22 protein-coding genes are annotated in these 23941 nt (G+C 58.8%); 14 read left to right on the top strand and 8 right to left on the bottom strand.

Annotation, left to right across the window (positions count from 1 at the left end):
• Nucleotides 1–40: 40 nt before the first annotated feature.
• Nucleotides 41–1054 (bottom strand): ferritin family protein, encoded by a 1014-nt coding sequence (locus AGA_RS11245; RefSeq protein WP_059024371.1) that lies wholly within the window; start codon nucleotides 1052–1054, stop codon nucleotides 41–43.
• A 130-nt stretch (nucleotides 1055–1184) separates the two neighbouring features.
• Nucleotides 1185–1868 (bottom strand): ATP-dependent Clp protease proteolytic subunit, encoded by a 684-nt coding sequence (locus AGA_RS11250; protein ID WP_172793740.1) that lies wholly within the window; start codon nucleotides 1866–1868, stop codon nucleotides 1185–1187.
• A 125-nt stretch (nucleotides 1869–1993) separates the two neighbouring features.
• Here AGA_RS11250 and AGA_RS11255 point away from each other — a divergent pair, with 125 nt between their 5' ends.
• The 5 genes from AGA_RS11255 (at nucleotide 1994) to recJ (ending at nucleotide 8624) form a co-directional block, all read left to right on the top strand.
• Entirely contained in the window at nucleotides 1994–3013 is a 1020-nt protein-coding gene (locus AGA_RS11255) for an OmpA family protein (RefSeq protein ID WP_231945794.1), read from the top strand.
• 153 nt (nucleotides 3014–3166) lie between these two features.
• The gene (locus tag AGA_RS11260; protein ID WP_059024847.1) at nucleotides 3167–4402 is read left to right on the top strand and encodes an LL-diaminopimelate aminotransferase; all 1236 of its coding nucleotides are present in this window, start codon (nucleotides 3167–3169) and stop codon (nucleotides 4400–4402) included.
• Nucleotides 4399–5712: a homoserine dehydrogenase gene (locus AGA_RS11265; RefSeq protein ID WP_059024373.1), complete on the top strand. Its 1314-nt coding sequence runs from the start codon at nucleotides 4399–4401 to the stop codon at nucleotides 5710–5712. Before AGA_RS11260 ends, AGA_RS11265 begins: the two co-directional genes overlap by 4 nt.
• Before the next feature lie 59 nt (nucleotides 5713–5771).
• A complete protein-coding gene (gene glpX / locus AGA_RS11270) occupies nucleotides 5772–6770 on the top strand; it encodes a class II fructose-bisphosphatase (protein WP_059024374.1) in 999 nt (332 codons plus the stop codon).
• An 18-nt stretch (nucleotides 6771–6788) separates the two neighbouring features.
• Nucleotides 6789–8624, top strand: coding sequence for a single-stranded-DNA-specific exonuclease RecJ (recJ, locus tag AGA_RS11275; RefSeq protein ID WP_059024375.1), 1836 nt, complete (start codon nucleotides 6789–6791; stop codon nucleotides 8622–8624).
• A gap of 51 nt (nucleotides 8625–8675) precedes the next feature.
• Here the strand turns inward: recJ and rpoH are convergent, their stop codons facing one another.
• Nucleotides 8676–9560: an RNA polymerase sigma factor RpoH gene (gene rpoH, locus AGA_RS11280; protein WP_059024376.1), complete on the bottom strand. Its 885-nt coding sequence runs from the start codon at nucleotides 9558–9560 to the stop codon at nucleotides 8676–8678.
• Between the two features lie 324 nt (nucleotides 9561–9884).
• Nucleotides 9885–10826, bottom strand: coding sequence for an RluA family pseudouridine synthase (locus AGA_RS11285; RefSeq protein ID WP_059024848.1), 942 nt, complete (start codon nucleotides 10824–10826; stop codon nucleotides 9885–9887).
• A 262-nt stretch (nucleotides 10827–11088) separates the two neighbouring features.
• Between AGA_RS11285 and AGA_RS14335 the strand changes: the two genes are divergently transcribed.
• Genes AGA_RS14335 through AGA_RS11295 form a run of 3 tightly spaced genes read left to right on the top strand, consistent with a single transcriptional unit; the run spans nucleotide 11089 to nucleotide 12939 of the window.
• Nucleotides 11089–11793 (top strand): FecCD family ABC transporter permease, encoded by a 705-nt coding sequence (locus AGA_RS14335; RefSeq protein ID WP_269448043.1) that lies wholly within the window; start codon nucleotides 11089–11091, stop codon nucleotides 11791–11793.
• Nucleotides 11783–12148 carry a FecCD family ABC transporter permease gene (locus tag AGA_RS14340; protein WP_269448044.1) on the top strand — a complete coding sequence of 122 codons (366 nt, stop codon included), beginning with the start codon at nucleotides 11783–11785 and terminating at the stop codon, nucleotides 12146–12148. Before AGA_RS14335 ends, AGA_RS14340 begins: the two co-directional genes overlap by 11 nt.
• Nucleotides 12145–12939, top strand: a complete 795-nt coding sequence (locus AGA_RS11295) for an ABC transporter ATP-binding protein (RefSeq protein ID WP_059024377.1) — start codon at nucleotides 12145–12147, stop codon at nucleotides 12937–12939. The genes AGA_RS14340 and AGA_RS11295 overlap by 4 nt, the downstream gene beginning before the upstream one ends.
• A 13-nt stretch (nucleotides 12940–12952) precedes the next feature.
• Here AGA_RS11295 and AGA_RS11300 read toward each other — a convergent pair whose 3' ends face one another.
• The 3 genes from AGA_RS11300 to arcC form a co-directional block, all read right to left on the bottom strand.
• A complete protein-coding gene (locus tag AGA_RS11300; RefSeq protein WP_059024378.1) occupies nucleotides 12953–13354 on the bottom strand; it encodes a GlcG/HbpS family heme-binding protein in 402 nt (133 codons plus the stop codon).
• A gap of 16 nt (nucleotides 13355–13370) precedes the next feature.
• Entirely contained in the window at nucleotides 13371–14099 is a 729-nt protein-coding gene (locus tag AGA_RS11305; RefSeq protein WP_083503630.1) for a DUF2877 domain-containing protein, read from the bottom strand.
• A gap of 133 nt (nucleotides 14100–14232) precedes the next feature.
• Complete coding sequence (arcC, locus tag AGA_RS11310; protein WP_059024380.1) at nucleotides 14233–15186, bottom strand: carbamate kinase; 954 nt, start codon at nucleotides 15184–15186, stop codon at nucleotides 14233–14235.
• A gap of 325 nt (nucleotides 15187–15511) precedes the next feature.
• On the opposite strand from arcC, the gene AGA_RS11315 reads away from it, so the two are divergent.
• The 6 genes from AGA_RS11315 (at nucleotide 15512) to AGA_RS11335 (ending at nucleotide 22392) form a co-directional block, all read left to right on the top strand.
• A complete protein-coding gene (locus AGA_RS11315; protein ID WP_059024381.1) occupies nucleotides 15512–16294 on the top strand; it encodes an IclR family transcriptional regulator domain-containing protein in 783 nt (260 codons plus the stop codon).
• Nucleotides 16295–16591: 297 nt separating this feature from the next.
• Nucleotides 16592–18124, top strand: a complete 1533-nt coding sequence (locus AGA_RS11320) for an ABC transporter substrate-binding protein (RefSeq protein WP_197556478.1) — start codon at nucleotides 16592–16594, stop codon at nucleotides 18122–18124.
• Between the two features lie 3 nt (nucleotides 18125–18127).
• Nucleotides 18128–19669 carry an acyl-CoA synthetase FdrA gene (gene fdrA, locus AGA_RS11325; protein WP_059024382.1) on the top strand — a complete coding sequence of 514 codons (1542 nt, stop codon included), beginning with the start codon at nucleotides 18128–18130 and terminating at the stop codon, nucleotides 19667–19669.
• Nucleotides 19662–19838, top strand: coding sequence for a hypothetical protein (locus AGA_RS13865; protein ID WP_172793741.1), 177 nt, complete (start codon nucleotides 19662–19664; stop codon nucleotides 19836–19838). Before fdrA ends, AGA_RS13865 begins: the two co-directional genes overlap by 8 nt.
• Before the next feature lie 26 nt (nucleotides 19839–19864).
• A complete protein-coding gene (locus tag AGA_RS11330; protein WP_059024383.1) occupies nucleotides 19865–21130 on the top strand; it encodes a YlbE family protein in 1266 nt (421 codons plus the stop codon).
• Nucleotides 21127–22392, top strand: coding sequence for a YlbE family protein (locus AGA_RS11335; protein WP_059024384.1), 1266 nt, complete (start codon nucleotides 21127–21129; stop codon nucleotides 22390–22392). Before AGA_RS11330 ends, AGA_RS11335 begins: the two co-directional genes overlap by 4 nt.
• A gap of 57 nt (nucleotides 22393–22449) precedes the next feature.
• Here the strand turns inward: AGA_RS11335 and AGA_RS11340 are convergent, their stop codons facing one another.
• Complete coding sequence (locus AGA_RS11340) at nucleotides 22450–23940, bottom strand: gamma-glutamyltransferase (protein WP_059024385.1); 1491 nt, start codon at nucleotides 23938–23940, stop codon at nucleotides 22450–22452.
• Between the last annotated feature and the right edge of the window lies 1 nt (nucleotide 23941).

A 23941-nucleotide genomic window follows, 5' to 3' on the forward strand; every position in this document is an offset into this window, starting at 1 on the left:
AAGGGGCAGGCTGCATGGCGGCGCACATAAGTAAAAAGGCTCAGGCAGCCTTTTTACGATTGGCCTTGAAAATACCGGATGTGAACTCCCACGCCCGGCCAACATCGCGGATAACCTTGGCAATGGCAGGGGTGGTGGTCGGACGCAGCAGACGTGAATCGTAACCAGCAAAACGCCGGTCATCTTCTTCCAGACACAGGTCCATAAAGTCAGGCAGGCTGATCTGGATGTTTGTCACTTCCTTGGTACCGGTAACGGTAAAGTTGTTGTCCTGCGTGTGGACCTGCCCGCTATCGTCCACCGTGCGGGCAAGGCTCATACGTTCGTAAGCCAGAAAGCCCCAGACAGCCCATACCTTTGCCTCAAAGAACGGGCGGCGCCACCACGGCATAACCGCGCGGTACCAAGCCAGCCAGTTGGCAAACAGCAGAATGTGGCGGCATTCTTCCTGCATGATCGGCTCAAACGTATCGGTCAGTTCTTCGGGGAAGAAGCCAGAACGCTTGGCCAGTTCAAACATGCCAAAAGCAAAAAAGCTGTCCACGCATTCCGAAAAGCCGGTGACCAGATACGCCCATTCCACGTCCTTCGGCTCCACATACGGGGGCTCGGGGGCCATGGGAATGTTGTAGGCCGCAACCATTTTGGACAGCACTTCCTTGTGCCGGTTTTCTTCCCACGCATTGCGCGAGATGGCGTCCTTAACATCCGGGTCGGTTACAAGGCTGGCATAGGCCGCCATGCGCAGGCGCGCCTTGCCCTCGGTCTGCACGGCAATGTCCCAGATTGGCAGGGACGTGACACGGTGCAGCGTTTCCGGATCCAGCTTGGGCCAGTCAATGACCGATGGCTTGTAAGGGTTGAACGTATCGCGGAACATCTGCGCCAATGCGCGCTTGTGTTCATCCGACCCCGGTTTGAGCGGCCCGCGGACGGGGCTCAGCCAATGGCGCGCGCGGAAATCCGCTTCGGCCACAGCCTCGGCATTAGGCGGGGCCGGAAGGTCATCCATACTTTCCGGCAGACGGGAGTAAATATCGCTCAGAGAACCCATGTGAGGAACCCGTTTTCTGGGGACCTCCCCTTTTTGCAACCGGCCCTGACTGGCTGGAACGTTGGAAGGTCCAATAAACCTAAAACATACCGCCACCCCCATACCGGAGAATGGCGGCCATGCCCCCCGTTTAGTGCAGATCAGTCAGCTTAGAAATGATCTTGGTCACTAAACCGTAATCTATCGCCTCTTTTGCAGACATCCAGTAATTACGGTCCGTGTCCTTGACGACCTTTTCGTAAGGCTGCCCGGTTTCACGTGCAAAAAGGTGATTCAAACGCTCCCGCATTTTGATGATTTCGCGGGCTTCAATATCAATATCCGTTGCCGGGCCACGCACACCGCCCATGGGCTGGTGGAGCAAAAAGCGCGTGTTGGGCAGGCAGAATCGGCGGTGCTTATGACCGGCGGCAAAAATAAGCGCACCAGCAGACGCCACCCAGCCTGTACCGATCATGTTGACCGGGGCAATCGAATCGACAAAGCGGATCATGTCATGGATCGTGTCGCCACTTTCCACGTGCCCGCCGGGAGAGTTGACGTACACATCAATCGGCTTGTCGGATTCACCAGCCAGCGCAAGCAGACGGCCGGTTACATCGCGGGCCACCTTGTCATTGATGCCACCAAAAATAAGCACCTTACGCTGCTTGAACAGCTTGTGCTCCAGCTCGCCCTGCGGCGCGCCAGAGGATTTGCTTTCCTCTTTTTCGGGAGTTTCCGGGGTTTCCGGCTCATCGTCCAGCCTGATGGCGTTACGGGAGAAAATGCCCGTCATTGCTGTCTCCGCACATTGTTCCGTATCAGTGTTCATTCCCTTATCCTGCGCTGCCCGAACGTGCCTGCCAAGGGGCAATCATACGCTCTCTCGCCACGGTGGAGGGAAAAGGGTAAGGTGCGGCACAATTTATGTCAGGTTTTTGGAGTATCCACCCCGCCATGCAGCAGCCCCCCCTGGAGCAGAAGCCGACCAGCCGGAAAACCGCCACCCGGCCTGCCCGCTTTGTACAGGCTGCCAGCATGGCCGCGCTTCTGGCCTCCGGTGGGCTGGTAGCGGGCTGCCAGCACCGCGATGCCGTGGACACCACTCTGGACTGGATGCGGAGCATGAAAGGTGGCGCCATTGCCGAGCAGCGCCCCCCGCCGCCGGGCCGTTATGACCCCTACCCCAGCGTAGGGCTGACCCCCACACAGGCACCAGAGGTCCCCTCCCCCGAGGCCCGTGCACTGCTGAGCGAACAGCTCACCCGCAACCGCAACCTGACCTACCGGACCGTGGCCGCCAATGGCACGATGATCCCTGATATCCCCCCACCACCGGGATCATCCGGCAAGACCGCCACCACACAACAAGCGATACCCGATGGGGCCAATGGCGCAGTTATGGATGCGGCGGATACCGCGCCCCAACCCGTGCGCAACACCCTGCGCAGTGCAACACCACCCCTGTTCGCCGACCAGAATGGAGCCGTAGCCCCCACCCCGGCGGAAGAAGCCGAAGTGGCCATGCCCGAATTCCACGAAAAGGCAGCCATCCCCGAGACACCCCCGCAGGACATTCCTCAAATCCCGGAGGCTCCGCCAACAGCCCCCAGCTTTCCCGGTTTTGATGTCCCAACGGATGCGCACCTCGCGGATGCTCCCCGGCCCAATTATGACCTGACGGACATCAAAGGCACGGCCTTCCACTTTGTGCCCCAGTCTGACCAGCTTTCCAGCGGGCAGGAACCCGCACTGGACAAGATCATACAAAAATGGCCGAAAGGCCCGCTGACCATACGCGGGTTTGGTGATGCCGCATCCCTAAGCGCGCAAGACCAGTCCTACGCCGTGCGTCTTGGCCTGTTGCGCGCCCAACGCCTTGCCACGGAACTGACAGCACGGGGCGTACCAGCCAGCGCCATTACCGTAAGGGGCGATGCGTTTGGAACAGGGGCCAAGGTGGTCACGCCGCCTTGAGCAGGCAGGCAGCCTAATTGCCGGGGTAAAAATGAGCCTGCGTAACGGTTTTGCATCCAGAGGAGTTGCCTGTTCCGTTTTGGCGATTACTATGCTCACTCCTTTAATCCAACAGGGGCCATGCCCCTTTCCTTTTCAGAGCACCCAAAGTCCATGACCGAAGAGTTCCATCGCATCCGCCGCCTGCCGCCATACGTGTTTGCTTCTGTCAATCAGGCCAAGGCAGCAGCGCGCGCACGGGGCGAGGATATTATTGACCTCGGCATGGGCAACCCGGATACGCCCACCCCGCCCCATATTGTGAACAAGCTGATTGAAACGGTGAACGACCCGCGCTCGCACCGTTACTCCGTCAGCCGTGGCATTCCCGGCCTGCGCAAGGCCGTGGCGGGGTATTATGACCGGCGCTTTAACGTCAAGCTCAACCCGGATAGCGAGGTCATTGTCACCCTTGGTTCCAAGGAAGGGCTGGCCAACCTTGCCTCCGCCATTACCAGCCCGGGGGACACCATTCTGGTGCCCAACCCGTCCTACCCCATTCACCAGTTCGGGTTCATTATTGCGGGCGCGTCCGTGCGCTCCATTCCCGCCACCCCGAACGAGGACATGCTGCGTGCGCTGGAACGTGCGGTGCGCCACTCCGTGCCCAAACCCACGGCGCTGATTGTCAACTTCCCCTCCAACCCCACGGCGTATCTGGCTGATCTGGATTTTTACAAGGAACTGGTCGCCTTTGCCCGGCGTGAGGAAATCTGGATTCTCTCCGACCTTGCCTATGCCGAAATCTATTTTGGCGATCTGGTGCCCCCGTCCATTCTGGCCGTGCCGGGAGCCAAGGACATCGCGGTGGAGTTTACCTCCCTGTCCAAAACCTATTCCATGGCGGGCTGGCGCGTGGGCTTTGCCGCGGGGAACGAACGGCTGATTGCCGCCTTGACGCGCATCAAATCCTACCTCGATTACGGGGCCTTCACCCCCATTCAGGTTGCGGCTGTTACCGCTCTGAACGGACCGCAGGACTGCGTGGCCGACCTGCGCAACCTGTACAAGGAACGGCGCGATGTGCTGATCAAGGGCCTACATTCCGCCGGGTGGGACGTCCCCTCCCCCGAAGGGTCCATGTTTGCATGGGCCCCTATTCCCGAACCTTTCCGCGAGATGGGGAGCGTTGCCTTTTCCAAACTTCTGCTGGAGGAAGCCGGCGTTGCCGTGGCCCCCGGCCTTGGCTTTGGCGAATACGGCGATGACCACGTCCGCATCGGGCTGGTTGAAAACACGCACCGCCTGCGGCAGGCGCTGCGCTCCATCAAAGGCTTTATGGCGGCGCATGGCGTCAAGGCCCCTCCCTCCTCCAACCCAGCCCAAAAACCGGAGTCTGTTGCACCGTGACATCCTGTTCCTCTTCTTCCCCTCTTCGTCTTGGCATTGCCGGGCTCGGCACGGTTGGCGCGGGCGTTATCAAACTGCTGCGGGCCAACGCGGACCTGCTGAGCGCACGGGCGGGCCGCCCGCTGGAGGTTGTGGCCGTAAGCGCGCGTGACCGCACGCGCGACCGCGGCGTGGATGTGTCCGGCCTGCGCTGGTATGACAACGCTGCCGATCTGGTAACCGACCCCGATGTAGACGTGGTGGTGGAACTGATTGGCGGGGCAGAAGGCACAGCCCGCACACTGGTGGAAGCCGCCCTTAAAGCTGGCAAACCAGTCGTAACCGCCAACAAGGCGCTGCTGGCCCTGCATGGCACCGACCTTGCCCGCCTGAGTGCAGACAACAACGCCCCGCTCCTGTTTGAGGCCGCTGTGGCTGGCGGTATTCCCGCCATTAAAACCGTGCGTGAAGGGCTGGCAGCGGACCGCCTGCTGCGCGTGGGCGGTATTCTTAACGGCACCTGCAATTACATCCTCACTGTCATGCGCGAGACGGGCAAGGACTTTGCAACAGTGCTCAAGGATGCGCAGGACCTCGGCTACGCTGAAGCCGACCCCTCCACCGATGTGGACGGGCTGGATGCAGCGCACAAGCTGACCATTCTGGCAGGGCTTGCCTTTGGCCAGCCGGTTGCATTTGACAGCGTGCATGTTGAAGGCATCCGCCGCATTGGCGCAGTGGACCAGACCTTTGCTCGTGCCCTTGGCTACCGGATCAAACTGCTGGGGCTTGCCAGCATGACCGACGCCGGGTTGCAGGCGCGCGTAACGCCCTGCCTTGTGCCCCAACACGCCCCCCTTGCGCAGGTGGATGGCGTGTTCAACGCCGTTGTGGCCGAAGGCGAGTTTGTTGGCCGAATCATGATCGAAGGGCGCGGGGCTGGTGCAGGCCCCACGGCCAGCGCTGTGACGGCCGATTTGGTGGATATTGCCCGTGGGCACACCATTGCCGTGTGGGGCGTACAGACCAGCACCCTGCCCGCACTACGGGCCTGCCCCATATCCAGCGGGCAAGGCGCGTTTTATCTGCGCCTGATGGTGGAAGACCGCCCCGGCGTTATTGCCGACATTACTGCCATACTGCGTGATTGCGGCGTATCCCTACGCAGCATGCTCCAGCATCCGGCAGAAAATGAGAGCACGCCTTATGTTCCCCTTGTTCTGGTCACACATCAGACATCTGAGGCGGCTATGCAGGACGCTGTCACCCGGATTGACGCCCTGAATGTTGTGACAGACTCCACAGTCGTGATCCGGATTGAGGCTGCCTGATTCAACCAGCCAGCCCCGCCCTGACCGACCGATTGTGTAATTAAGGATCCCGCTTTCTCATGTCTGATTCCATTGGCCCTTCTCCTTTCGTTGTTTCTGACCGCAATCTGGCTCTCGAGCTGGTACGCGTAACCGAAGCAGCGGCCCTTGCCTCTGCCCGCTGGACGGGCCGTGGCCGCAAGAACGACGCAGATGGTGCTGCGGTGGAAGCCATGCGCATTGCCTTTGACACCGTGGCCATTGATGGCACCGTGGTTATTGGGGAGGGCGAAATGGACGAAGCGCCCATGCTCTATATTGGCGAGAAAGTGGGCTCCGGCGGCCCGGCCATGGATATTGCCGTAGACCCGCTGGAAGGCACCAACCTGTGCGCCAAGGACATGCCAAACGCCATTACGGTGGTCGCACTGGCCGAACGCGGCAACTTCCTGCACGCCCCCGACGTGTATATGGACAAGATTGTGGTTGGCCCCAACCTGCCCGAAGGCGTTGTGGACCTTGAAAACACGATTGAAACCAACCTGAAGAACCTTGCCAAAGCCAAAGGCAAAAGCGTGCAGGACCTGCTGCTTTGCACGCTCGACCGTGAACGGCATGAAGAAATGATTACCCGCGCCCGTGCTGCCGGTGCCCGTGTGCGCCTGCTGAGCGATGGCGACGTTGCCGGTGGCATTGCCGCCTGCCTGGAAAGCAGCCAAGTGGATATTTACGTAGGCTCCGGCGGTGCGCCAGAAGGCGTGCTGACGGCCGCCGCCGTACGCTGCGTGGAAGGGCAGATGCAGGGCCGCCTGCTGTTTGAGGATGACACCCAGCGCGCCCGTGCCCAAAAAATGAACCCCGGCAAAAACCCGGACCGCAAGCTGGACCTGCACGATATGGCGGCAGGTTCCGTGCTGTTCTCCGCCACGGGGGTCACGACTGGCGCATTGCTGCGTGGTGTGCGGCAGTATCCGCATCAGGCCGTCACCCACTCGCTAGTCATGCGCTCCAAGTCCGGTACGTCCCGCTTTATTGAGGGGCACCACAACTTCAAAACCAAAACATGGACGCCACAATAACGGGCGTTCCTTAACCTCATGCTCCCAACCACCACACCAGATGGCGCGCCGGCGCCGGACCCAACTGCCACGCCCGCTGTGCTCAATGTGGAATGCAGCGTAAATGGTCGGCGCTGGTCATGGCGGGAGGGAGCAGATAACCCCACCACCAACCGGCTTGGGGCCGCACTGGCCCAGCAGCTTGGCATCCCCGAAATTGTGGGGCGTCTGCTGGCCATGCGCGGTGTTGCGCCAGAACATGCGCCCCATTTTCTGGCCCCTACCCTGCGCGCCCTTCTCCCCGACCCGTCCAGCCTGACAGATATGGACAAGGCCGCCGCGCGCATGGCCCAAGCCGTGCAGGCGGGTGAGACCATTGGCATTTTTGGCGACTACGATGTGGACGGAGCCTGTGCCAGCGCGGTTCTGGCGGCTTTTTTTGAACAGCTTGGCTGTTCCGTTCTCACCCACATTCCCGACCGGATGACCGAAGGGTATGGCCCCAATCTGCCCGCACTGGATAATCTGGTAGCGCAAGGGGCCACACTGCTGATCTGCGTGGATTGTGGCACGGCCTCCGCCGCCATTCTTAACCAGTTGGCAGGCAAGGCCGATGTGGTGGTGCTTGACCACCACAAGTCGGAAGATGTGCTGCCAGACATTCTGGCCACGGTTAACCCCAACCGCCCGGACTGCTCCTCTGGCCTTGGTCATATCTGCGCGGCAGCTCTTAGCTTTCTGGCCACTGTCGCTACACGGCGCACCCTGCGCCAGAATGGTTTTTTCAACGGCAATCAGCCCGAACCCGACCTACGCCACCTGCTGGATCTGGTGGCCTTGGCCACTGTGTGTGACGTTATGCCGCTACAGGGGGTTAACCGCCTGTTTGTTTCGGAAGGGCTTAAAATCATGGCGGGCCGCCAGCGGGTAGGTGTTGCCGCCCTGCTGGAAATTGCTGGCGTGACCAAAGCCCCCGATGCTTTTTCCTGCGGGTTTGCACTGGGGCCGCGCATTAATGCCGGGGGGCGCATTGCCGAGGCCGCTCTTGGCCTGCGCCTGCTGCGCTGCCCGGACCCGCACGAAGCGCGCCAGATGGCCGAACGGCTGGATGCGGTTAACCGCCGCAGGCAGGATGTGGAGTCCGATATTCTGGAACGCGCCATGGAGCAGGCAGCGGAGCAGAAAGCCGCAGGGCACGGCGTTATTCTGCTGGCAGGCAAGGACTGGCACCCCGGCGTTGTCGGTATTGTGGCGGGCCGCATAAAGGAGCGCTTTAACCGCCCCGCTCTTGTTGGCGCACAGCAGGAGGACGGCAGCATAAAAGGCTCTGGCCGCTCTGTTGTTGGGCTGGATCTTGGCACGGTCATTATTGCCGCCCGTCAGGCCAATATTCTCAAAACTGGTGGCGGGCACGCCATGGCGGCCGGGTTCTCGCTCGAAGCGGATAAACTGGCGGATTTTCACGCCTTCCTCAACGCACGCCTGCCTCAGGCCGCCACCCTGCCAGATACTGTGGACCTGACGATAGATGCGGTTGTAGCTGTTACAGGTGCCACGGCCGAACTGGCGACCGACATGGCCGCCCTTGCCCCGTTTGGCGCAGGCAACCCCGAACCCCTTATTGCCCTGCCCAACGTCCATATTGTGCGCACGGACCGCATAGGGCGGGACAGCAATACCCTGCGGGTGCTGGTCAGAGCCAGCAATGGCACAAGACTAAAGGCGCTGCTGTTCAAGGCAGACGGCAACCCACTGGCTCAAATTCTGGAAGACACTACACGCCCCCCCGTCCATCTGGCAGGCTACCTGCGGGCAGAAAGCTGGAATGGACGCACGGACGCCACGTTTTTTGTGCAGGATGTCGCCCACGCCTGACGGTGTCCTCCGGCTTACGCCAGAGGCGGAACCTTGCAGATTGGGGGAAGGTTATTCCCCCAAAGTCGCATTGCGGCGGGCCGCGACTTCCTTCTTCATCGCTTCCTGCACTTTTTCAAACGCACGCACTTCAATCTGGCGCACCCGCTCGCGGGAGATGCCGTAGTCATGCGCCAGTTCTTCCAGCGTTGCAGGGTCGTCCTTCAGGCGGCGTTCGGTAAAAATGCGGCGTTCGCGGTCATTCAGGGCTTCCAGCGCGGTGGCCAGTAGCGCCTTGCGGCCCGACATTTCCTCATTTTCAGCGTAAACTTCTTCCTGATTAACGTGGTCATCCACCAGCCGGTCCTGCCACTCATTTTCCTGATCGGCCTTGAGGGGGGCGTTCAGGCTATGGTCTGGCGCGGCCATGCGGCGGTTCATATCCACCACATCCTGCTCGGACACGCCAAGGGTTGTGGCAATCTTGTTAACCTGTTCTGGCTTCAGGTCCCCGTCCTCAATGGCCTGCATCTGGCCTTTGAGGCGCCGCAGGTTGAAGAACAGTTTTTTCTGAGCAGCGGTTGTGCCCATTTTGACCAAGGACCAGCTATGCAGAATGTATTCCTGAATAGCGGCCCGAATCCACCACATGGCGTATGTGGCCAGCCGGAAGCCTTTTTCGGGGTCAAAGCGGCGCACGGCCTGCATCATACCCACGTTGCCTTCGCTGATCAGTTCGTTAATTGGCAGGCCATAACCACGGTAGCCCATGGCAATTTTGGCCACCAGTCGCAGGTGCGACGTAACCAGCCTGTGGGCAGCCTTGACGTCGCCTTTTTCACGCCATTTGCGCGAGAGGGTCAGCTCTTCTTCTGGCGTCAGTAGAGGATATTTACGAATTTCCTGAAGGTACCTTGAAAGATTGCCTTCAGGCCCAACATCAATGACGGAGGCCATGACTTGAGTACTCCTTCCTGAGCTGGAAACTCCCACGGATGCGTTTGGTTCCTGTTCCGTCAACAGGCGCATCCACTAGTGCAGCGGCGAGTTCCAGTACCCGATGGAAAAATATGACGGCCTTTTGCCTCTGCCCTCGGCATGAGCAACAGATGCCAAAAGCCCCTTCCCGCTTTACGGAAAATTGAGCGGTATGGAAGCAAGAGGGTGCGCCCGAAAAATGCACCCTGTCAAGAAAACAGGTGCGCATGGTAGCCAAACTGCCACAGTTTGGGGACTGGAGCGGTCCTCTTTCCAGCAGACTCGGAGCCCGCACCCTACGCGTTACGATTCGCTCAGAGCCTGTTCCAGTTCCTGCATATCCGAGGGCATGGGGGTTTCGAACAGCAGTTTTTCCCCCGTTCTGGGGTGCGTAAAGCCAAGTCGGGCCGCATGGAGCGCCTGCCGGGGGAAGTCCAGCCCGCTGGCTTTGGCAGCCGGAGGCAGGCCGCGCGCGGCGGCTGGCACACGGCGGAGGTAGAGCGGGTCCCCCATAAGCGGGTGGCCATTGGCCGAAAAATGGACCCGAATCTGGTGTGTGCGCCCCGTTGCCAGTTTACATGCCACCAGCGCAGCAGAGGCGCTAAAGACCTTGAGTGTGCGGTAATGGGTTAAGGCCCATTTGCCGCCGTGGGTTGTTAACGCCATGCGCTTACGGTCGCGCTTGTCGCGGCCAATAGCGCCTTCGTAATCCCCTTCCGCCGGGGTTGGCACGCCCCAGCAGAACGCCAGATAGGCGCGGTCTATCCGTCGGGCGGCAAAATCTTCCGACAGGGCCAGATGCGCTGGCTCCGTCTTGGCCACCACCATAACGCCGGATGTATCCTTATCCAGCCTGTGCACAATACCCGGCCTACGTTCCCCCCCAATGCCTTGCAGGCTGCTGCCACAATGGGCGATCAGGCCGTTAACCAGCGTGCCTGTCTCGTTCCCCGGAGCGGGGTGCACAACCAGCCCGGCAGGCTTGTCCAGCACAATCAGGTCATCATCCTCGTAGAGGATGTTAAAATCCATGGCTTCGCCCTGTGGTGTGGCAGGGGCCGCAGCGGGCAGGTCCAGAACCAGCACCATACCGGGTTTGACCGGCATGGCGGGCTCACGCATGACCGCACCATTGCACAGCAGGTTGCCGCCTTCGATCAGACCTTTGATGCGTGAGCGCGAGGGCGCGCCGGGGCAAAGTGACAAAAACCTGTCCACCCGCTCCCCCGCCTGAGCCGCATCCACCGTAAAGGCAAGGGTTGTCCCGTGCGAGGGGGCAAAACCGGGCTGTAAACCGCCCTGTGCTGGAACTGTCTGTGCCAAAACCCGTCTGTCTCACTCAACACTGCTGGAGAATTGCGCGTACAAAGCCTGCTCATGCGGCGGGCGTCAAGCCAGAGCCGTTGCACCTAGCTTACGCGACCTGCCCACGTTAAGTGCCTTTTCCCACACATCGACTGCCAAGCCCCCTTGCCCTGCGCCATATACGGCGGGATAGTGCGCGAACATGACGCGCCACCACCTTACAACCATTACGCAGGCTTATCAGACCGCCATGCGCCGCCATACTGTTGTACTGGCCGTGCTGGGCGTGGTTCTTGCCCTCTCCATTCTGGCTGACTGCGCCATAGGGCCTGCGGCCTTTTCCCCCACCACCTTGCTCCGCGCCATCGTAACGCCTTCCGGCGTGGATGAGCAGACAAGCCTGATTGTATGGCAGATCCGCCTACCCTACGCCCTTATGGCCACCTGCGTGGGTGGCGCACTTGGGCTAGCGGGGGCAGAAATGCAGACTATTCTGGCCAACCCGCTGGCTAGCCCGTTTACTCTTGGCCTGTCTGCCGCAGGCGCATTTGGAGCGTCACTCGCCATTGTACTGGGCTGGCACGTGCAGCCTGTGCCCGATATGTGGCTCATTGCGGGGTGCGCCTTTGTGTGTTCCGCCCTGTCCGTCTGGCTTCTTAATCTGCTTATCCGGCTGCGTCAGGCCAGTACGGGCACGGTTATTCTATGCGGTGTTGCGCTTGTTTTTTCCTTTCAGGCGCTGGTTTCCCTCATGCAGTTTGTGGCGACAGAAGACGCGTTGCAAAACCTTGTCTTCTGGACGCTTGGCAGCCTGACCCGCGCATCCTGGCAGACACTCGGCCTGCTGGCCGGGGCGTTTGGCGTGTATTTTTTCCCCCTCTACCTTCCGGGGCTGCGTGGCCGCTGACCACACTCCGCATGGGGGAGACCGGGCCGCAAGCCTTGGCGTGGATGTGCCCCGCCTACGCCGGGCCTCCCTGCTGCGCATTAGTCTTTTGTGCGCGCTGGCCGTGGCCTTTGTGGGCGTTATTGGCTTTATCGGGCTGGTGGCCCCGCATATTGCCCGCCGCCTTGTGGGGGAAGACCACCGCTTTTACCTGCCTGCCAGTATGCTGGGCGGCGCGCTCATTCTCTCCGTTGCGGCCCTCGTGGCACGTATACTGGTGCCGGGCGTGGTAGTGCCCACCGGCATTGTGACCGCGCTGGTGGGCATACCGTTTTTTCTGGTCATTGTGCTGCGCCGTGAGGGAAATGGAGCATGACCCACACTCCAGCCGAAGGTCTGCATGTCCATAAGCTGAGCGTGCATTACGGCCGCAAACCTGTGTTGAACAATGTGAGTGCTGGCCCTTTTCCACATGGCAAGGTCTGTGCGGTCCTTGGCCCTAATGGAAGTGGCAAATCCACTCTGCTGCGCGCTATGGGCGGACTGTTGCGCGCAACGGGCAGCGTAACGCTGGATGGAACAGACCTAAGCAGCTTGCCGCTGGCCCAACGGGCACAACATTGCCTGTATCTGCCCCAAGCCCTGCCCGAACCCGTACGCCTGAGTGTGCTGGACGCCATGCTGGCTGCCCGCCACGCTACTGGCAAACAGGGGCGCACAAGCACGATCGAAGACATAGATGCAGCCATGGCCTGCCTGCACGATGTCGGCATAGCCCACCTTGCCACACAAAGCCTGCACGAACTCTCTGGCGGACAACGCCAGTTAGCCGGGCTGGCGCAGGCCCTTGGCCGCAAACCCCGCGCCCTGCTGCTGGATGAACCACTAAGCGCGCTTGACCCCTATTACCAGCAGACCGTCATGGCGCTTCTCCAGCGCGAGACAGCGCAGCGTAATTTGGTGACTATTCTTGTGCTGCATGACCTGAATATTGCACTCAACCAATGTGATCTGGCCTGCCTTTTGCACAATGGGCAGATTCTGGCCTACGGCAAACCTGCGGATGTTCTGACATCAGACCACCTGCGCACGGTTTACCGCATTCATGCGCAGGTAGATGAGGGGCAGAATGGTCAACGCTTTATTAGCACCACGGGCGTCGGCTAAACTTGGCCTGCGTTCAGGCCTCACACCCCAAGGCGGCGGCGCCAGCCAGAGCACAGGCTTCGTCCATGTCGGCACTAGCTCCCCCTACACCAACGGCGCCCAGCAAGGTGCCGTCCCGCAGCAATGGCACAGCACCTTTTGCATAAATCATGTTCTGGCCTTCAAGCTCTGCAATCCTGTTCATCACAACTGAGGTTGGAGGAATAGCGCCACTCTGGCAGCGTGTAGCGGCCGCCGTAAGCGCCTTGCCCTGACACCCGTAAATACTGGCCCAGTTTGACTGGTCCATACGCGCAAAAGCCACCAGCCTGCCCCCTGCATCGCAAACAGCAACACACACAGCAATTTCCAGTTCGGTGGCTTTGGATAATGCAGCCTGCAAAGCACACTGTGCCTGCTCGTAGGTCAACGTCATTCTTTATTCCTTACTGTCAAATAGCATCGGCCCCGTGCCCCAGCACATGCAAGGCCCATACAAACCCGGCCAGACTATCGGCCCCGGAGCTGTAACCGTGCTGGATAACCGCACCTAACAACCTCAGACGCACATCCTGCTTTTGGTCTGGCATGTCATTCAGCAACAGGCTTCGCCAGTCCTCGCTGACATGACCCTGCGCCGCTGAGACGAGAAAAGCATAGGAAAGCGTTGTTGTTTTCCCCTTTGCCGAATCCACAATGCTTTCACACACAGTATCGGGCATAGGCAAGACCTGATGTGCGGCAAGCATGACCCCGCATAAAAAGTCATCCCCCGCGGGGGTCAGGCCGCGCCCCAAACCAACACATGCGCTGGCTCCTGCAAAAATCCTGTCCCTGTCTTGCCTTATCAAACCCATAGCCAGTTGCGTGCCATCCCAACCCGGCATATCCAGCCTTGTGGGGTTATCCGCAACAGCCGCCAGATAGTCTGACTGATGCGTCAGTTTTTTTACATCCTGCAAAAGGAGCGCATATGTTTGGATATTTTGCCATGACACGTGCGCCTTCCCCACAAAGGAAGGCCATGTGGTGGCACCCTGCAACCGTATACTCCACTCCCCCAGTTGCAGCGTCTGGCCATCGCACCACATGGGGCCATGTTCCTCCATGACCGGCGGCCATGAAGCCAACATGAGCGTATAGGGCGTCATACACTCAGATGGGGGGGAAAGGATAAGCATGGTGCCTACATCCCCCTCCCCACCAGCAGATAAACATGACGTGCAAACGTGGCCAGCAGGCGGACTGGCTGCTTATGGCGCCCGGCCAGAGCTTGTGTAGCAAATGCTGCAATACGTTGAGGCCGGACCTCCATCATGCCGCAGGATTTGCCCCTACAGAAGCCGGGGTGGGAGTGGCCTGGTCTGGCACAATCCACGTTCCCGCTTTGCCTTCCACAATCTGGCTGATTTCGGTCAAGGAGCCAATGGCGGCACATTTGCCCGTCTTGCGGACAAAATTCACGGCGGCTTCTATCTTGGGTCCCATGGATCCCTTGGAGAAAGCTTCCGTCATCAGGTCCTGTGGCGTGACCTTTTGCAAAAGGCGCTGGTCTGGCGTGTCATACGCCTCGTAAACGCCGGACACGTCGGTCGCGATAATAAACAGGTCAGCCGGAATATGGGTGGCCAGCAAGCTGGATGCGCGGTCCTTGTCTATAACGGCTTCCACCCCTTCCATCCTGTTGTCTCCGGTATCCACTACGGGAATACCGCCACCACCGGCGCAGATAACAACGGCCCCGTTTTCCAGCAGCCAGCGAATGGGCCTGTGCCAGAGAATCCGCTTGGGCTGGGGGGATGGCATAACACGCCGCCACTTGCGCCCGTCCTGCCGAAACAGCCAGCCGTTCTGGGCCGTCAGCCCCTCAACCTGCTCCTGCTCAAACGTGGGACCTATGAATTTGCTTGGGTCCGAAAATTCAGGGTCATCCCGATCAACTTCCACGCGGGTCAGGATGGTTGCAATGGGCACATCATAACCGAGAATATTGCCCAGTTCCTGCTCCAGCATGTAGCCGATCATGCCCTCGGTCGCAGCACCCATAATATCGAAAGGATAACCTTTCGCTCCTTTAAATGCTTCTGACTGCATGGCCAGCAGGCCAACCTGCGGGCCATTGCCGTGGGTCAGAATAACCTGATGCTCCCGCGCAACAGGGGCAAGGGACTGCGCGGCGGCGCGGGCATTGCGCCATTGCGTATCCATGCTCAGCGGTTCACCGCGTTGCATCAGGGCATTTCCCCCCAGTGCTATCACCAGTTTCATGACTGTACCTTACTTTCGCGATGTTCCGATATGAACCAAGAGTTCACATAATGCACAATAGTTTTTATATAACAACAAAATTTGGCGCGACATGCCTTTTCGCTTTGAAATTAAGCCTCTGGAACAACCGCCCCAGAGCATAAAATGATCACTCCGCACACTTTTGTTTTTTCTGCCAGAAGCTTAGTTTTCTTCCGCAGAGAAACCGCTATAACCCCCCACAGAAACCAACATACCTGCACCGCAGAACAGGTATGGAAACCCACGTCGCGCAGAGATATACAAAACCTTTCTGTAACGATATTTTAAGAATCAGGATGCGTTTGTGAGCAATTCCAGTTTGGAAACAGCCGAAAAACCTAAAGGTCTTGTTGGCTCCCTGGCTTATGGTCTGAACATCATCATGGCGTTTGACAGAGCCAACCCACGTATGACCCTGTCTCAGGTTTCGGAAAAAACCGGCATGGATCGCGCCGGGGCACGCCGCTACCTGCTTACATTGGTTCATCTTGGTTTTGTGGTGCAGGATGGCCGCCTTTTTCAGCTCACCCCCAAGGTTATGGAACTAGGATACGCCTATCTATCCTCCGTTCCTCTGGCGGATAAGGCGCAGTATTATCTGGACCGCATACGCGACCAGACCGGATTCCCTGTTGCACTGGGCATTCGCGATGGGTTGGATGTTGTGCATATCGCCTCCGCCAACAGTGATGAGTTCAGCTCCCCCGCATTAACAATCGGGCGTCGCTTCCCCATAGCCTATGCCTCCGCCGGGCGCTGTATTCTGGCTATGATGGACAAAGCGGACCGGGACACCCTGCTCAAGGAAATCAAACTTGAGCCGATGTCTGAAAAGAGCATCAACACCATGGCGGCCCTACGCAAGCAGCTCCAGCTTGTTCGTAAACAGGGCTACGCGGTGGTTGATCAGGAAATGCAGATTGGCGTGCGGTCTCTGGCTGTACCCATCCTCAATGCACGGGGCCAGATTACGGCCAGTTTCAACACCTTTACATTTAGCGGTATTGTTCCAACGGAAAAACTGATTTCCGATGCGCTGCCAGCCATACAGGCCGCAGCAGAAGAACTGCGCGCAACACTTATTTAAGTCTAGTTCCCTGACCGGGTACATCTGGTCAGGGCCATATAGCGTTCCTTCCCGACAGGCATAAGGCCAGCCCCCAAAGGGGGCTCCGTGCATGAACAGCGCCGCCTTGCCGTAGTTGGTGTGTTTAACGCTTCCCCCCATATTCCCTTGTTTTCAGGCGTCTTAAGTCTGGCGTTACAGCACCGCTAGACGCCTGCGCATCCAAAAAGTTTTGACTCCGATACAATTCCCCCTTGCAATCATACGGCCAAATGTTTCAAATTCGCACATATGTTCACATTAAGAACTTTAGTGAGAATGAAACCATTGAAACAGCTTCGCATAGGGGTGCATTACGAACCCTCCAACATCGACCCACATCTGGGGGCTGCGGAGCTGGCCTTGCAGATGACAAATGGTGTTTTTGATACACTGGTCCACAAGACAGCCGAGGGAGACTACCTGCCCGGTCTGGCTGAGAGCTTTTGTATTTCGGACGACCAGTGTTGCTACACGTTCCATCTTCGTCGTGATGTGCTGTTCCATGATGGCACTCCGTTCAATGCGCAGGCTGTTATGGCCTCGCTGGAACGAGCACGTGACCCGGCCAACAAATCTCAACTCGCAGGCAGCCTGTTAGGCAGCTACCAAACATGCCGCATTGTGCATGACCACTGCATCGAAATAACTCTGGAACAGCCTTATGCGCTGTTCCTCGATGCCCTTAGTCAGGCGTGGCTGGCGCCAATGTCCGTTAAAGCCATGCAGGAGAATGGTCCGGGTTTTATCCGTCATCCTGTTGGCACAGGCCCATTCTGTTTTGACCGCTGGGTGGCTGGGGACTGTCTGGTTATCCGGCGCAACCCGGCTTACGCATGGGCTCCCTCCCTTGTTGCGAACAAGGGCGCTCCTGTGGTGGACGAAATTGTTTTTAAATTTATTCCAGATGATAAAAAACGCAGTGAAGCGTTTATAAATAACGAAGTTGATCTTATTTTCTTCGCCAATCCAGAAGATGCTGCCACCTTGCGCGGGCAGGACAATACGACTGTTACCGTCTGGCCCATTCGCGGTATTCCCGTCAGCTTAATGCTGAACATCCAACGTGCGCCAACCAACAACCTGGCTGTACGGCAGGCCCTAAGCTACGCCATAGACCGCGATGCTCTGGTGGCAGAAGTGTTGAAAGGGGAATTCAGCCGCGCCTATGGTCCGGTCTCCCAAGCGACACTTGGTTATAACCCGGAAGTCCAGACTTTTTACCCTTACAACCCCGATCTGGCCGCCGAACTTCTGGAACAACAGGGATGGAAACTTGCAGATGACGGAAAGCGCTATTGCAATGGCATCCCCCTGCATGTTGTTTTTTACGCGCTCCCCGTCAACTTCTATCCAGAATTCGGGGCGTTCATAAAGCGGCAGCTTGCGCCTCTGGGCATTACGGTTGACGTTGAACTCTGCTCCCCTCCCGCATGGATTCAGGCCGGGATGCAAGGTCTGCACAACATGATTCCGCAGGGCAAATACGCAAGCTCTTCGCAGCTTCTGGGGTTTGTCTATCATTCACGCCATAGCGGTATGGGCGGCTACGGGTGGAGCAAACGCGGCCCAGATGATTACCCGGAGATTGATAGCCTGATTGACCGCGCGGAAACCTGCCTGAACAAGGCAGAATATATTCCGCTCTTCAATCAGGTTCAGCAGATTGTCATGCAGGAGGCATTGGCCATTCCCCTGCACTGCAACGCCAATATTGTTGCCGCGCGCAACACGGTTAGCGGCATCCAGTTTGACGCCATTGGGGCTTACCCCCTGTTCCATGACACCGATATCCAGAAAAGTGAGACCTGATTGATGGCATCCAGAATTGTCATCCGCCCGCGCGAATATCATGACTCTGTACGTCTGATGCGCGCATCCGAGGCCATTCGGCAGGAAGCCGGCGTGAGAGAGGCCATGGCCATGATGGCCACCGCCAACAACAAGAAAATTCTTGATACCTCCGGCCTGCTGACGGACGAAGTCAAAGCCGCCAACCCGGATGATCTGATTATTGCTGTGGTAGCGGAGAGCGAAGCCGAGGCAGAAAATGCCATTTCTGCGGCTCAGGATTTTTTGAACCAGAAGGTACAGAGCGGGCAACAAACTCTCATCCCCCGCTCTATTGATGCCGCATGTGCCACACAGCCCGCCATTAATCTGGCCTGTATTTCTGTCCCCGGAATTTATGCGTATCGGGAGGTCAAGCGCGCGCTGGAGCTTAATCTGAACGTCTTTTTGTTCAGCGATAATGTAAGCCGCGCGGATGAACGCAAGCTCAAGGAACTGGCAAAAGAAAAAAACCGCCTGTTGATGGGGCCAGATTGCGGCACGGCCTTAATCAACGGTATCGGACTGGGCTTTGCCAATGCTGTCCGCCGCGGGCGCGTTGGTCTTGTTGCGGCATCTGGCACCGGCACGCAGGAAATTTCCTCCCTGCTGGACTGGCTGGGCTGCGGCGTCAGTCAGGCCATTGGCACCGGCGGGCGCGACCTCCAGCAGGACATCGGCGGCCTGACCATGTTGCAGGGGCTGGCCATGCTGGCCGAGGATGCGGAAACAGACGTTATTGTTGTCACATCCAAACCGCCCAGCCCGGACATTGCAGATACCATTGTCAACTTTTGCGCCAAATTGGACAAACCTGTTGTCATCAACTTTGTCGGGCAGAACAGCACGGGGCAGAACGGTAACATCACGTTCACCAGCACACTGGCCCAGACAGCCCTGACCGCAGGCCGCCTGATTGACCCGACCTGCGAACTGCCGCAACTGGCGAACGCTACAAAAGACCAGTTTGTGCAAAATGCCAAGGCAGCCCGCGGCCCCTCCCAGCGTTACCTGCGGGGTTTGTATGCTGGCGGCACGCTCTGTTACGAGGCCCTGTTCCTGCTGCGCGAACAACTGGGGGGCATTTACTCCAACCTCGAACACGGCGCTTTTGAGCTGAAAGACCTGTTCAGCAGCAAGGAACATACAATTATCGATCTGGGGGATGACGCCTATACCGAAGGGCGCGCGCACCCCATGATAGACCCAACACTCAGAAACCAGCGGATTTTACAAGAAGCACAGGACCCCGAGGTCGCCGTGCTGCTGCTGGACCTTGTTATTGGGTACGGTGCGCACGAAAACCCCGCCGCACAACTGGCGCAGACTCTTGTGCAGGCCCGCGAGATTGCACGGGCCGATGGGCGCGAGTTGCCCGTCATCGTAACCATCTGCGGCACCAAAAATGATGTGCAGAATTACGACCAGCAGGCCGCACAACTCCGGGACGCAGATATTCTGGTTGCTGGCAACAATGCAGAGGCCGTGCTGCTGGCAGGCCGTTACATGGAGACAATCAATGTCTGACCCTCAGAACCCCCTGCTGTCCGGGCAGCCCCTATGCGTGGTGAACGTGGGCATCGACCTGTTTGCCGAAACTCTCAGGCAGCAGTCCGTCGAGGTTGTTCAGGTATTGTGGACACCACCAGCCACGCAGGATGAAGACCTGATGAACCTGCTTGACGACCTGATCTGACACCCCTGACCCTGCGGAAGAAAACCATGTCCAGCCTAAAAACACTGATTGAAGACGCCAATGCAAAAACGCTGGATATTATCCTGCGTGGCAAACCCCAGCTTGTTGACGTAGCTCCCGCGCTGGAGGTTGTGCCGGGTATGCTGCCCAACCTGATCATGCATTCCGGCCCTGCCATTGCATGGGATGATATGTGCGGCCCCCACAAACAGGGCATTATTGGCGCAGCCCTGTGGGAAGGGCTGGCCAGCACGCCGGAAGAGGCCGAACGCCGTATCCGTGCAGGAGAAATCCTGACCGCACCTTGCCACAACCATGTTTCGGTCGGAGCTGGTGCAGGCATTACCTCGGCCTCCACGCCGATGCTGATTGTGGAAAACACCACTTTTGGCAACCGCGCCTATAGCTGTATTTCCGAAGGTGGTGGGCTGCGCCTGCTGAAATGGGGCGCTTATGATGATACGGTTTTCCAAAACCTGACGTGGCAGGCCAAGGTTTTTGCGCCTGTTCTGAGCAAGGCTTTGCAGGCATCTGGCCCCATTGATATCCGCAACATCATCTCTCGCGCAGTGGAAATGGGGGATGAATGCCATAACCGCTCCATTGCCGCGACATCCCAGTTCCTTAAGGAAATGTACGGCCATCTGGTGGCACTGGACATGCCAGCGGAAGATGTGCGCAGCTCCATAAAATTCCTTGTAGATTCTGAGCATTTTCTTCTCCATGCCATTATGGCGGCAGCCAAGGCCATGCTGGTGCCAGCCGAAGGTATTGAATACAGCACCATTGTTACCGCAATGGCGCGAAATGGCGTGGAATTTGGCATCCGCGTAAGCGGACTGGGGGACCAGTGGTTTACCGCCCCAGCCAACCCGGTAACGGGCCTGTTTTTCCGCGCGGAATGGAATGATTCCAACGCTGCCCCCGACCTGGGCGACAGCGCCATTACCGAGACCGTTGGCCTTGGCGGCTTTATCCAACCCACGGCCCCTACCGTTACGCAGTATGTGCAAGGCTCCGTGCAGCAGGCCATTGCCAATACGCTGGAAATGCAGGAAATCTGCGCCACAACCAACCCGGATGTGCGTATTCCCGCCATGGACTTTGCCCCCGGCCCCATTGGCATAGACATTCGCAAAGTTATCCAGACCGGCATTCTCCCTTTGCTGGACACAGCCATAACCCACAAGGATGGTGGGCTGATTGGCGCGGGGGAAGTACGGGCTCCCATAGGATGTTTTGAAAAAGCTCTCAAAGCATTTGGGCAAAAACTGGGAGGGCAGACAGCATGACATCTCTGATCGAACGCATTGACGCCGCTAATCAGGAGGCATTCTCCCGTCTGGTTGCGGCCAAGCCGGTCTGGGTGGACGTGCGCCCGGCACTGGAAGTTCTGCCGGGCATGACCCGCCAGACCATCCTGCACGCCGGTCCGCCCATTGCATGGCAGGATATGTGCGGCCCGCAAAAAATGGGCGTCGTGCAGGCAGCCCTGCACGAAGGGCTGGCCGCCACAGAGGCCGAGGCCGAAGAGTTGATTATGGCTGGCAAGATCCTTGTCGCGCCGTGCCATGAACACGGAGCCGTTGGGGGCATGGCGGGCATTACCAGTGCCTCCAGCCCCATGGCCGTGGTGTATGACAGCGTGCATGAGCGGTATGGGTATTCACAACTTTTCCAAGGCCCTGCCGCCGGTCTGCTCAACCGGGATGATTATAACCGGGAAGCCCGCAAACGCTGGACATGGCTTGAGACCGTGCTGGGGCCGGTTCTGGGCAAAGCCATCCGCAGCACCAGCGGTATTCCCGTTAAACCCATGATCGCCCGCGCGCTAGAAATGGGGGACGAATGCCATAACCGCAACAGCGCGGGCAGCACCGTTATTTTAAACGCCCTGATCCTACCGCTTTATGAGACCTGCACGGACCCCGCACTTTTGCAGGAGGTTCTGGACTACCTCAAGGTCAACGAGCAGTTCTCGCTCTGCCTGTCCATGGCTGCGGGCAAGGCTATGGCGGATGCAACAAAAGGGATCCCATACAGCACCATGGTCTCCGCCATGTGCCGCAATGGTGTTAACTTTGGCATCAAGGTCAGCGGGCTGGGAGAACACTGGTTTACGGCCCCCGCCAACCGGATTGAAGGACTGTTCTTTTCTTCCGAATGGAGCGATGCTGATGCCGTGCCCGATATTGGCGATAGCAGTATTATGGAAACCATAGGTCTGGGCGGCCATGTTCAGGCCGCCGCGCCTGCGTTGCAGCAGTTTGTTAACGGTTCCTTTGCGCGTGCCACATCGGTTGTGGAGAGTATGCAGCTGATTACGCTTGGGCAGGTGGCGGAATTTAAAATCCCCAACATGAACTTTATCGGGGCTCCTACGGGCATAGATATCCGCAAGGTTGTGCAAACCAGCATTACACCCGTTATTGATACAGCCATTGCCCACAAAAAGGGCGGGGTCATTGGCGCCGGGCAAACCCGCGCACCGTTTGACTGCTTTGCACAGGCGCTACGCGCATTTGGCGCACAGTATAAACCGGCAACAGCCTAATACCATCTGGCATATTGCCTCCCTCCCCACCCGGGGGCGCAAGGGAGGCAATACAGATTAAACAACACCAGCCCAGCTATTGCGCCGCCAGTCGCTTACGGCAAAGGGCTCCCCTCCCGCATTCATTCCCGCACACGCAACAGCCCCAAAGCAGAGCGCACCGGGGGCGCGTTCCTCTATGGCGTGCCCCAAGGCGCGCAGTCCGGCCGCGGACGGGTGGTCACGCTCCATCAACAATTTGCCACCCTCGCTCCGCCAGCGGGGTGCGGCAATGGCGGTGGCAATATCTTCCCCCCGCCGCATAATCCGATCAATGACCTGCAACAGGGTTTGCACTTGTCCATCCGCACCAGGCGTTGCCAGCGCCATAACGCCACCAGCGGACCTGAGCAACGCCGGGGCCAACGTATGTACCGGCCTGCTGCCCGCAGCCCACGCATTGGGGCCGCTGGTAAAACCCCCTGCCCTATTGTTGAGCGTAATGCCCAGATCTGGAATCAGAAGGCCAGAGCCAAAGTCATCGAACACACTAACAAGGGAGGAAACAACCATGCCCTGACGGTCAGAAACCGAAACACCCGCAGTATGCAGGTAACCACGTGGCCCCCCACGTCTGGCGGCGTGGTCCGGATCGACCGGCAAGTGCACATCCAGCAACGCGGCTCCTTCCGCCGCGCGGTCCCGATAGCCAAAGGAGGCTTCCGTCAGCTCAACAGCAAGGTGGTCCGCCTGCACATCGCTCTGGGGGACCCAGTGCCCGAAGTTTTTGAGCGCCATACCCAGCAGCACACCCTGTGTGGGAGGAGGCTGTACAAACACCGTTGCCGCCCCCAAGCTGACGGACAAAGGAGCTGTTACATCCGTCTGGTGTGTAGCCAGGTCCTGCTCATCCAGCGTGCCGCCATACTCGGCCACACGGCGGGCCAGACTGGCGGCAATCTCTCCGGTATAAAAACAGTCCGGGCCATCCGTTACAAAGCGGCGCAGAAGGGCTGCCAGTTCCGGTTGCACAAACAGTTGCCCTGCCCGTAACCCCATTAACGACCATTCCCCCGCTCCATTGCGGAGCAGCCGGGGCGTATGCGCATGCACCACCTGCTCCAGCGCGGAGGACAGGTGAACGCCCTCCTCCGCCAGACGGATTGCCTTGTCCATAAGAGCAGAAAAAGGGAGCTTCCCCCAACGGCTATGCATACGCGCCCATGCACCGGCCAAACCGGGCACTGTAACGCTTTTAGCCCCTTCATCCGCACAATCCGTGGCTTTGTGGGGTAAGGCGCCTGCGCCACTTATGGCGTGTGTCTGAGCGCCATCCGCCACCAGCGCGAACAGGTCCCCCCCTATGCCACAGGCATCTGGCGCCACAACGCACAGAACAGCCTGCGCGGCGATGGCAGCATCCACAGCGCTGCCTCCACGCGCCAGCACATCCTGCCCTGCGGATACAGCCAGAGGATGTGCAGCGGAAACCGCTCCCCACGGGCCGGAAATAACCGGTCTGACGGGAGATGAAAAACCATCGGCAATATGCCAGTGCCCGTATGCCATG

Source organism: Acetobacter ghanensis (assembly GCF_001499675.1).
In the GTDB taxonomy this organism is placed as follows: domain Bacteria; phylum Pseudomonadota; class Alphaproteobacteria; order Acetobacterales; family Acetobacteraceae; genus Acetobacter; species Acetobacter ghanensis.